The sequence below is a fragment of the Clostridium sp. genome (genome assembly GCF_051650885.1).
Classification (GTDB): Bacteria; Bacillota; Clostridia; order Clostridiales; family Clostridiaceae; genus Clostridium.
Window position 1 is genome coordinate 1 of the sequence record NZ_JBOFRG010000339.1, and the last position, 10,356, is coordinate 10,356.

The 10,356-nt window shown below is 27.7% G+C and carries 14 protein-coding genes; 12 read left to right on the plus strand and 2 right to left on the minus strand.

Annotated features, from left to right (window positions below; translation table 11 throughout):
* The first annotated feature begins 53 nt into the window (after positions 1–53).
* Positions 54–1,034: a hypothetical protein gene (locus ACRC28_RS16995; protein WP_438544637.1), complete on the plus strand. Its 981-nt coding sequence runs from the start codon at positions 54–56 to the stop codon at positions 1,032–1,034.
* A 15-nt stretch (positions 1,035–1,049) separates the two neighbouring features.
* Positions 1,050–1,382, plus strand: a complete 333-nt coding sequence (locus ACRC28_RS17000; protein ID WP_438544638.1) for a winged helix-turn-helix transcriptional regulator — start codon at positions 1,050–1,052, stop codon at positions 1,380–1,382.
* Between the two features lie 78 nt (positions 1,383–1,460).
* Here ACRC28_RS17000 and dmpI read toward each other — a convergent pair whose 3' ends face one another.
* Both dmpI and ACRC28_RS17010 read right to left on the minus strand, forming a co-directional pair.
* Entirely contained in the window at positions 1,461–1,658 is a 198-nt protein-coding gene (dmpI, locus tag ACRC28_RS17005) for a 4-oxalocrotonate tautomerase DmpI (protein WP_438544639.1), read from the minus strand.
* A gap of 55 nt (positions 1,659–1,713) precedes the next feature.
* Positions 1,714–2,238 carry a nitroreductase family protein gene (locus ACRC28_RS17010; RefSeq protein WP_438544640.1) on the minus strand — a complete coding sequence of 175 codons (525 nt, stop codon included), beginning with the start codon at positions 2,236–2,238 and terminating at the stop codon, positions 1,714–1,716.
* Between the two features lie 284 nt (positions 2,239–2,522).
* On the opposite strand from ACRC28_RS17010, the gene ACRC28_RS17015 reads away from it, so the two are divergent.
* From ACRC28_RS17015 to ACRC28_RS17060, 10 genes are all read left to right on the plus strand, one after another.
* Positions 2,523–2,870: a hypothetical protein gene (locus ACRC28_RS17015; RefSeq protein ID WP_438544641.1), complete on the plus strand. Its 348-nt coding sequence runs from the start codon at positions 2,523–2,525 to the stop codon at positions 2,868–2,870.
* Positions 2,871–2,943: 73 nt separating this feature from the next.
* Complete coding sequence (locus ACRC28_RS17020) at positions 2,944–3,513, plus strand: DapH/DapD/GlmU-related protein (RefSeq protein ID WP_438544642.1); 570 nt, start codon at positions 2,944–2,946, stop codon at positions 3,511–3,513.
* A gap of 157 nt (positions 3,514–3,670) precedes the next feature.
* Entirely contained in the window at positions 3,671–4,108 is a 438-nt protein-coding gene (locus ACRC28_RS17025; RefSeq protein WP_438544643.1) for a sigma-70 family RNA polymerase sigma factor, read from the plus strand.
* Positions 4,109–4,192: 84 nt separating this feature from the next.
* Positions 4,193–5,200, plus strand: coding sequence for a DUF4179 domain-containing protein (locus ACRC28_RS17030; RefSeq protein ID WP_438544644.1), 1,008 nt, complete (start codon positions 4,193–4,195; stop codon positions 5,198–5,200).
* A 112-nt stretch (positions 5,201–5,312) separates the two neighbouring features.
* On the plus strand, positions 5,313–5,909 hold the full coding sequence (locus ACRC28_RS17035) for a hypothetical protein (RefSeq protein ID WP_438544645.1): 597 nt from the start codon (positions 5,313–5,315) through the stop codon (positions 5,907–5,909).
* A 96-nt stretch (positions 5,910–6,005) separates the two neighbouring features.
* Positions 6,006–6,230 carry a hypothetical protein gene (locus tag ACRC28_RS17040; RefSeq protein WP_438544646.1) on the plus strand — a complete coding sequence of 75 codons (225 nt, stop codon included), beginning with the start codon at positions 6,006–6,008 and terminating at the stop codon, positions 6,228–6,230.
* A 612-nt stretch (positions 6,231–6,842) separates the two neighbouring features.
* A complete protein-coding gene (locus ACRC28_RS17045) occupies positions 6,843–7,481 on the plus strand; it encodes a BRO family protein (protein ID WP_438544647.1) in 639 nt (212 codons plus the stop codon).
* 223 nt (positions 7,482–7,704) lie between these two features.
* A complete protein-coding gene (locus ACRC28_RS17050; protein WP_438544648.1) occupies positions 7,705–8,268 on the plus strand; it encodes a Uma2 family endonuclease in 564 nt (187 codons plus the stop codon).
* A 123-nt stretch (positions 8,269–8,391) separates the two neighbouring features.
* Complete coding sequence (locus ACRC28_RS17055; RefSeq protein ID WP_438544650.1) at positions 8,392–9,489, plus strand: 5-bromo-4-chloroindolyl phosphate hydrolysis family protein; 1,098 nt, start codon at positions 8,392–8,394, stop codon at positions 9,487–9,489.
* A gap of 13 nt (positions 9,490–9,502) precedes the next feature.
* A partial coding sequence (locus tag ACRC28_RS17060) for a toxic anion resistance protein (RefSeq protein ID WP_438544649.1) occupies positions 9,503–10,356 on the plus strand: 854 nt, incomplete at its 3' end.

Sequence of the window (10,356 nt, forward strand, 5' to 3'; positions counted from 1 at the left end):
ATTACTATTCCTTTGAATATACTAAGCTTAAATATTAGTTTTGGAGGAATTAGATGTCGGAGAAAAAATATATAGATTCTTTAATTTTAATGCTTAGAAAAAATATGGAAGAGGATTATTTAAAGGGGACTACAAAGAGAGATGCACATCCTAAAACTTTAGGTTTGCTTAAAGCAGAGTTTAAGGTGATGGAGGGATTACCTAATAGACTTAGGGTTGGGGTTTTTAAGGAGTGTAAGTCATATAACAGTTTTATAAGGATATCTAGTTCATCACCTAAGGTTGAAGGTGATGATAAGAAGGATGCTAGAGGATTTGCTATAAAGATTATAAATGTAAGAGGGGAGAAGGTTTTAAAGGATGAAGCCTATACTCAAGATTTTATTCTTTTAAGTAATGAGGTTTTTCCTTTTTCAAGCTTAAAGTCATTTCATGATTTGGTTTATGCAAAGGAAAAAAAGAAGCTTCCATGTTATGTAGTTAAAACTATTTTAAAGGGAGGGTTACCTAATCTAATTAAGCTTGCAGGAATACCTAAGAATCAAACAAGTCCTTTAGATATAAGTTATTTTAGTACAACATCATATAAGTTTGGGGATAGAGTTGTTAGGTATTGTATAGTGCCAAGAAAACATTGTAAAGGTAAGGTGCCTAAGGAAAAGACAGCATCTTATTTATCTAATAATATGCAGAAGCAGTTAGATGAAAGTAAAATAATATTTGATTTTATGGTGCAGTTTCAGAAGGTAGGAATGGAGGATGACCCCTCTATTGTATGGAATAAAAAGAAGTCACCATATATAAAGGTTGCAGAGATTATAATAGATAAACAAAATGTTATGGATAAGAAAAGAAATGAATTAGCTGAATTATTATCTTTTAATGTGGGACACTCTTTAATGGAACACATGCCTATAGGAGGGTTTAATAGAGCTAGAATGAGGATATATAGTGAGCTATCTAAATATAGACATTTGAGAAATGGAGAAAGACTTTTAGAGCCTAAAAATAGTGATTTTAACTCGCTAGAATAGATATGAGGTATTAAAATGAAGAAAACAAGAGAACTAGTATTAGCAAATGAATATTCAGATTGTCCTATAAAGAAATCTATGAATATTATAGGTGGAAAGTGGAAGATTTTTATAATATGGATTCTATTGCAGAATGAAGATGTTCGTTATAATGAACTTAAAAGAAATGTAAATGGAATAACAGATATGATGCTTTCTCAATGCTTGAAAGAACTTGAAAAAGATAATGTTGTTAAGCGTACTCAATATAATGAACTTCCGTTAAGAGTAGAATATTCATTAACTGATAATGGTAAAAAATTATCAAAAATTATGGAAGAATTATCATTATGGGGTAGAATACAATAGAATATTATTTATGATTTATAAAGAGTTGAGTTAATAGATATATTAACTTAACTCTTTAACTTTAAAAATATATTTAAATTATTTTCTATCTTTTAAAACTTCAGAAAATAATTTTGTACCATTACCAATATTATCGTAATTATTTTCTTTAATAATTGTTAAAAATGCTTGTTCAGGTATATCACATATTTCACTTGCTTTTAAAACTAGTTCTTTAACAAGTGCAGCTTTTTGTTCTTTTGTTATTGGTCCAATATCAACTGTGATTAAAGGCATACTAAATCAGTCCTTTCTTTAAAAATATTTTTATAATTAATATAAAAACATAGAGTTATATGTAATTAACATTTGTATCTTTATATTCTCTACTCTTTATATCTGTACTATTAGTATACCCAACTGATATACCTATATAAGGTGTAAATCCTTTTGGAAGGTTTAATTTACTTTTTAAATCTTCATTTGTATTTATAGCAAAAATAGGTCCTGTCATTATAATTGAATTTAAATCCATTTCTGTTGCAGCTAAGGCTATGTTTTGGATAGCTAAAGCACAGTCAAGTTGTTCAGCTTGAAATTGATTTTTAGGAGCTGAAATAAGTATAAATGTTTTAGCATTATAAAAGGCATTTTTTAAACCTAGAGCTTTTTCTAAAGTGCTCTCTATTGTACTAAGAATTTCTTGATTTTGAATTACAGTTATTTGTCTTGCTGAATCAGTTCCTGGTCTACCACCACCACTTATAGCAGCAGAATTTGCAGCGTGAATAAGAGTTTTTAATTCATCCTTTGAGATTTGTTTGTCTGTGAAACTACGAATTCCTTTTCTTTTAATAATTGCATCTAATGTATTCATATATTTACACTCTCCTTAAAAGCTTTATTTTAAATAATTATAAAATGCTAATCTTAGAAGTACAATAATGCAGATTTTTCTTAGTTACTTAGAAAAAACTTAGTATAAAAATATAATGGTAAGCGCATTGAATGTTGTATATGATTGATTTTAGTAATATTAGAAGTCTTACATTAATGTAAGTCTATTGTAAGTTAAAACGATACTTCAAAATTGTTTTATACACTATAATTTTAATCAAGAGCTTGAAAAGATTTAGTGAAAAAACAGAGGGGGATTTTAATATGAAAAAATTAATTTTAATGCTTACAGGAGTTGTATTGTTTGGAGCAGTGGCAATGGGGTGCTCAAGGGAGCTTAAAGGTTCAGAGAAGACTTTGATTAATAAAGCAAATGAGTTAATTGAAAGCAAGTATAAGGTTGACATAAATGAGGCTGATTTTACATATGACCTAAGTGGAGTAGTTAAGGATAATGAGTTCACACCTATAAAAGATGGTGAAATTCCAAAAGAGGTTTTTGTAAGAGCTGTAGGTAAAGAAAAGCCATCTCATGGAAAGCTATATGATTATTCAATTAAATTTAACACTAAAACAAATGAAATACTGTCTAGTGAATGTTTAGTATATTAAATTTGTTATTGACTGAGAGTTAACTCTAAGGTGTATTATCATTTTGAGTATGATATAAAAGGAGAGAATAGGAATGAGTAAAAATTTAATTGAGGCCTTAGAGAAGAGAGAGTACATTCCATATGATGATGCTATTTTTAAGGAGATAAATAAAACTTTAGAGAAAACAGCAATGTTACTTGGAAAGCTTAATGAAGGATATAAAAAACAAGAAGAGGTAAGAGAAATTTTAGAGAAGATGACAGGGAATAGAATTGATGAATCTACAACAATTTTATTACCGTTAAATAGTGACTTTGGAGCGCGTATAAGGTTTGGAAAAGATATATTTATAAATAAGGGATGTATGTTTGTTGATTTAGGTGGAATTGAACTTGAAGATAATGTTTTGATTGGACCTGAAGTAAAGATTCTTTCAGTAAATCATCCAATGGAGATAGAGAATAGACGTGATGTAATATTAAAAGGAGTAAAAGTAAAAAGAAATGTTTGGATTGGTGCAGGAGCAACTATTTGTCCAGGAGTAACTATAGGAGAAAACTCTATAATAGGAGCAGGCTCTGTAGTTACTAAAGATGTACCTACTAATACGGTTTATGCAGGAGTTCCTGCTAAATTTATAAAAAATATAAATGTACGATAAGAGAAAGATGTAGATGATAGCCTTCGATAATAAATGGAGGCTATTATTTTTTTATATAATTTGAAAATAAATGATATAAAAGTGAAACCGTTTGGCTGGGTATAGTGTCTAATTGGTGTAAGTGCTTACAGAGGTTATTAAATATAGGAGAGAAAATATGGTAGATGAAGTAAAGGTAAAGAGGGCAATTAAGGGTAGTGATGATGATTTTTACTATTTAATTACGTTGTATAAAGAGAAGATATATAGAACAGCATATGCATATTTAAAAAATGAGGATGCAGCTTTAGAGATTTTTCAAGAGGTGGTTTGTAAGGCATATGTATCTATAAAAAATTTAAAAGAGCCTAGATATTTTGAAACATGGTTAATAAGGATAGCAATTAATTTAGCTACTACTGCATATCAAAAGAATAAGAAAATTATATATATTGATGATAAAACACTAGTGAATCATTTAGGTACAGAGGATTTAGATAATGATGATAGATTAGATTTACTTCAAGCAATAGATACTCTTCCTGATAAACATAAAGAGGTTATAGTTTTAAAATATTTCAATGATTTGACAGTAAATGAGATATCAAAGTATTAGATATGCCTGTGGGTACAGTGAAGACTTATCTAAATAGGGGACTTAAAGCATTAAGGGTAGTTATGAATAGGGAGGTAATATAATATGGGTGATAATATTAAAGATAAAATAAAAATTCCAACAGATTTAGATAATTATATTTTAAAGGGAATGGAAGAGGGGAAAGAGATTTTAAAAGAGGAAAAGAAAAAGCAAAATAGAAAAAAGTTACCTAAGATAGCTATTGTAGCATTAATAGTAACATCTAGTACAGCAATTATAAAACCAGAGATTGTATCAGCAATCCCAGTGGTAGGTAAGGTTTTTGAATATTTTAAAGATGACTATAAAGAATATCCGATGAAAAAGTATCAAGAACTAGGAGCTGTTATAGGGCAAACTATTGATAAGAATGGAAATAAAGTTACGTTAGATCAAATAGTACTAGATAATAATGTATTTGTGGCAAGTGTTATAGTTGAGGCAAATAAGTTAAATGAAATATGGGCAATAAAAGAAAGTACTAAAATTAGAAATCATATGAATGAAGAAATAAAAATTAATGGAACTGAGATTATATGTAACACATCAGTAAAACTTTTAAATGATAATAAAGCAATGGTTATAATCTCATCAGATGTTTCTAATTTAAAATTAGATGATGAAGTGAAAATTGATATTCTTTTAAACAGTTTAAGTAATATTGATAATAGAGAAATTAAAGGACCTTGGGAATTCAACGTTAAGGCAACAAAAAAGATTCAAAGTAAAGAAAGAGTTATAAATGAGAAATTAAATCTTGAAGTAGGAGAAATGGTTGTAGAAAAAGCAGATATATCACCAATTTCAACTAAACTTTATATTTCAGGAAAATATAAAGGTGGAGCAGAAGATAGAGATAGAATAGATTTATTAAAATACACAATAAAAGATGATAAAGGAAATAATTTAGAAATATCATTTGGTGAATGCAGAACGAATTTAAATGGAACTTATGAGTTACAAATAGATGTAATTAGTGATTTAACCAATGCAGAGTCTATAAAATTAGAAGTTAAAGAAGATGAAGGTAAAAATAATAATAAAGATGATATAACAATTAAATTAAAATAAGAATTATTAAGTCTAAAGGTAACTAAAATTATCTTTGGACTTTTTTATGAGTAATTAAAATCAAAAAATTTGAAGTTAATATAAAGTAGAGAATAGTATAGAATATGAATGTATGAGAATAGAAGATAGGATAGGATTAGAATCCATGGCAAATGACAATATTCAAAAAATAATAGAGTCAGCATCGTATATGGATTCAGGATTTAAAGAATATAGAGCATCAAAAATAAAAAGTGAATTATTGACAGAAGATACGATAAAAGAAGTAGTTAATAGAGCGAAATTATTGGCTAATAAATATTATGAAATGCCAAATAACTATATTTTAATGAATTATTTTAGCAACATAGATTCTTTAGGTTTTCATATTAAAAAGGATTTAGCATTAAACCTATTAAAACAAACTATTGAGTTTGGAACCGTTGAAGAAATAGCTAGTAAAATAGAAAATAATGATGAAAGTCTTTATTGGTATGTTTATGTAGGAAATCTTTTGAAAGATTATTATAGAGTTACAACTGATTTTTCAGATGAAGAGAAAGCAAGTATATCAGAATATTTAGCAACTATGAGAACATATCCTAAGGTAGCATCAGATACTAAGAAAGATAATGATTTGATGAACTCTGTTATTAAAGATAAGGAAGAGCTTTTAAAAGAACAAAGGGCACAAGTTAATAATTTATTACAAGGAAAATATAGTTTATAAGAAAGTGAAATTAGAGTGGCTAAAGTTAGTAAGATTCTAGAGTAGTATAAAAATATCAGATAATTAAAAGGTTAATAGATAACTAAGGGAGAGATAATGCATAAATTTACGAATAAGCAAATAGAAAATACTATAAAGATGGTAGATTCTTTAATTATTAACTGTGAGAAAATTAAGCCTAAGCTGAAGGAAGGGTCACCACAGTTATCATTAAATAAAAGTCGTATAGAAGCTTTAAATATATCAAAAATATTGTTAATGAATGAAAAAAATGATTATAAAAAAGATGAATTAGTAAAGGCAAGTGTACAGATTACTTAGTTAGTGCTAAATATCTTTAGGGTTTTTTTCTTAATAATTTTAAAGGTAATCACTTTTAAAGTGACTACCTTTAATAAAAAAATTGTATTGAAAATGACTTGTGAGACGAAAAATTTCAAATAGATTACATAAATTATAGGATATAGAACATACTAAAAACAAAGTAAAAAAGTCTATGATTTTATAGGTGTTAGAGCACCTGTAAATTCGAAAGATACACACACTATCTTAAGAATCCTAAAATCAAAGACTTCTATTGTATTATGACCTTTTTTTTTAGTTTTATGCAATATAAGTTGAAGATTTTTCTTAGAGAAATATTTTAATCATTATATTGAATGATTTTTGAAGTATATCCTCTAAAGATATTTTAGTTAGTGCTGAATATCTTTAGAGGTTTTTTTATTTTAAATTTTAGATAAAATCTGTGGAAAAAGATTAGAAAAAAGTTATCCACAGGCAAAGAAAATAGTGAGTAAAGGTGAGGTGATTTTATCATAAAAAAGGAATGTTAAAAGTTATCCACAATCTAAAGCAAGATATACCAAGGCTTGCAGAGGTCATTACAATTTAGGTAACGACCTTATAATTAAAGTGAAAGGAGAAATAAGGATGAATGATTTAGTTACAAGGAAATTTAAAAACAAATATCTTAATAGTTTAATTTGGGAAGATGAGGTGTGTTGGGTAGGTGTAGATATTGTTGAGTATTTTGGATATACGCAAAAAAGAAAGGCAATTAATGATTGTATTAAAGTAGAAAAGCTTAAAGAAGGAAAAGATTATAAAATTTTAAGTGGAGAAGAGTTAAAATTATTTAAAGAAGTTTTTGCGGATACATTAGAAGACATTAAGTTTGCACCAAAGATTATTATATTTTATGAAAGGGGCTTATATAGATTTTTAGCTTATACAAAAATGCCTCTTGGGATTGAATTTAGAGAGTGGATTGGGAATGAAGTTATGCCAACGCTTAGAGAAAAAGGATATTATGTAATGGATGGAGCAGGAAAACAAAGTAAAAATACAGATTTTGCACATAAGACATTTACTTCTAATTATTCGAAATTTAGTACAGAGCAGATGGAAAGATATAGAATAGCTTTTGAAACTGCTAAAATGTTTGAGACATCAATAGATAAAATAACTAAAGACCCTGTTTATAAATTCTTATGTCTTAAACAAATTTTTGTTGATGCAGGGATTGAACTTCCAAAGTTCATAAATGAGGAGTTACAGGGATTTTTTTAGAGTCATTAGTATAAGTGATTACTTTTTTAGTAATCACTTATTATTATTGTTGAAAGTTATCCACAAGAACAAGCAAAGGTTGTGAGTATTTTTGTAACAACCCTTGAAGTTTGTGGATAAAGATATTGAATAATATATTAAGGAAATTTTCAAATGATGTTATAATAAAGTTAATATATGTGAAGAATTTAATTAGCTATGAAATAAATTGGAGGTGGAGGATTTGAGTATATATAAAGAAAAGGGAAGTAATAATGAAGCAATATATGAGGAGCTTTGTAGAAGCTTTAATGGAAAAGTTGAGTTGCTAGATGGGGAGATAATTTGCAGTTCATTTACTTCTGTAAATCATAATAAAATAACTATTGGATTAAGTGGAAAGATACAGGATTTTTTGTTTGGAAAGAATTGTGAGGTTTATTCAGAGCAAATAGAACTTTTGCTTGGTGAGGATAAGTTTAAGCCAGATGTTTTTGTGGTATGTCCAAAGGATAATGACGAAATCAAAAGAAAGGGTGAATCTATTTTAGAAATACCCACAATAATTTTTGAGGTTGTATCTGATTCAAATGCATCATTAGATACAATTAAGAAGATGTATCTGTATGCAGTACATGGTGTTAAGGAATATAACTTAATATATCAAGATGGTACCCTTACTCAATATAAGCTATATGAAGATTATTATAGACCTTTTAGAATTTACAATAGAAATGAAGTTTATAAATCAATTGAAATGGAAGATTTAGAAATAGATTTAAATAGAATTTTTTATTTTATAAAGTAAAGATTTAGTTTGTTAAATAGTAGCTCTCAATAGTGATTTGAGGCTATTATTTTTTATAATGATGGTATAATGAATGTATAGATTTAGTAATGTTAGAAATCTGGAGGTGTTAAGGTGAGTAAGATGAATTTTTCAGATTTGGAAAATCAGATTAGGGGTATGGTTGATAAGGCTTTTAAGGCTGTGGATGCTGTTGATTTTAAGGATAAGCGTGATTATGCAGTAAATAAGGTTTGGGAAAAAGCTAGTGAGTATGGCGAAAAATACGGCATATTGAAGAATAAAAATGATATAAAAAAGTATATTAATAAAAAACCAAAGGGAAAGATAAAGGGATATTTATATATTTTAATTGGAGTTTTGGGAATAATTGTTTTTAGTATTTTTCTAATAATGTTTTCTATTTTTAGTATGGTGATTAATGATATTTTTACTTTAGGAACTTATGTTGGAGTAGGAGTATTGTTAGCATTTTTAGTGGGGAGCATAGTAGTTTTAACTAGAGGTATTTCTTTAAGAGGAAGGCTAACAAGGTTTAAGAAGTATATAAAGTTTATGAATAATAAGAGGCTTATCCAGATTGATGATTTGGCTAAATTATCAGGATTGAAGAAAAAATTTGTTGTTAAAGACTTACAGAAGATGAGTGATTCAGGTATGTTTTTAGAGGGACATATAGATGATGAAAAAGATTATTTTATGTTAAGTAATGAGTTATATCAGGATTATTTAAATTCAAAAATGCAACAGATGGGTGATGAAACTGAGGAAGAAATAGAAGAGGATATTAAAGAGAAATCAGCTGTTCAGATAGGTAGAGAATATGTTAATCAAATAGATGGAGTAAGGGCTAAGTTATATAAGAGTAATGTAACAACTAAGCTTGAAAGATTAGTTAATATTGCAAATCAAATTATTAATTATGTTGAGAAAAATCCTAAGAAGGAAAGGGAGATTCATAAGTTTGTGACATATTATCTTCCAACTGTTATAAAGCTTGTTAATTCATATAATGAGCTTGAAAGACAAGATATTCAAAGTGATAATATAAGAGGTGCTAAGGCGGAAATAGAGAATAGCATTGATACTATTAATATAGCTTTTGAAAGACTATTAGATGAATTGTTTGAGGAGACTGCTATGGATATTTCTTCAGATATTTCTGTACTTAAAACTATATTTAAACAAGAGGGCTTAACAGAGAAGGATTTTAGAAAGTAAAGGTGGGGTTAAAATGAATGAAGAATTTGATAAGGTACCAAGTTTAACTTTTGATGCTTTTGATGAAGATGAATTTGAAACTAAGGTAGAGGATAAAAAAGTAGATGATGAAATAGAATTAACAGATGAAGAGAAAAAGATGGTAGATGACTTTGTTTCTAAGATAGATATAAATAATTCAAATTCTATTTTGCAATATGGAGTTGGAGCTCAAAAGAAGATTTCTAATTTTTCACAATCAGCATTAGAAAATGTTAAAACAAAAGAGCTTGGTGAAGTTGGAGATATTTTATCAAGTATGGTCTATGAGTTAAAAACAGTTGAGGAAATGGATGATACAAAAGGAATTTTTGGATTCTTTAAGAAAAGCAAAGATAAGGTTTCAAAGCTAAAGATTAAATATGAAAAAGTTGAAGTTAATATTGAAAAAATGAGCAATATCTTAGAAAAACATCAGATACAATTATTAAAAGATATCGCTATGTTAGACAAAATGTATGAAACAAATAAAGTATATTTTAAAGAACTTACAATGTATATTTTAGCAGGGAAAAAGAAGCTTCAAATCTTAGAGAGAGATGAACTTCCAAAGCTTCAGCAAAAGGCAAGAACAAGTGGAAATCCACAGGATGCACAAGAGTTAAATGATTTTATATCTCTTTGTGATAGATTTGATAAAAAGATACACGATTTAGAATTAACAAAGGTAGTGTCACTTCAAATGGCACCACAAATTAGATTAATTCAAAATAATGATTCTTTAATGGCAGAGAAAATACAATCAACAATAGTAAATACAATTCCACTTTGGAGAAGTCAGATTGTATTAACACTTGGAGTTAATCATGCAAGTGATGCTTTAAAAGC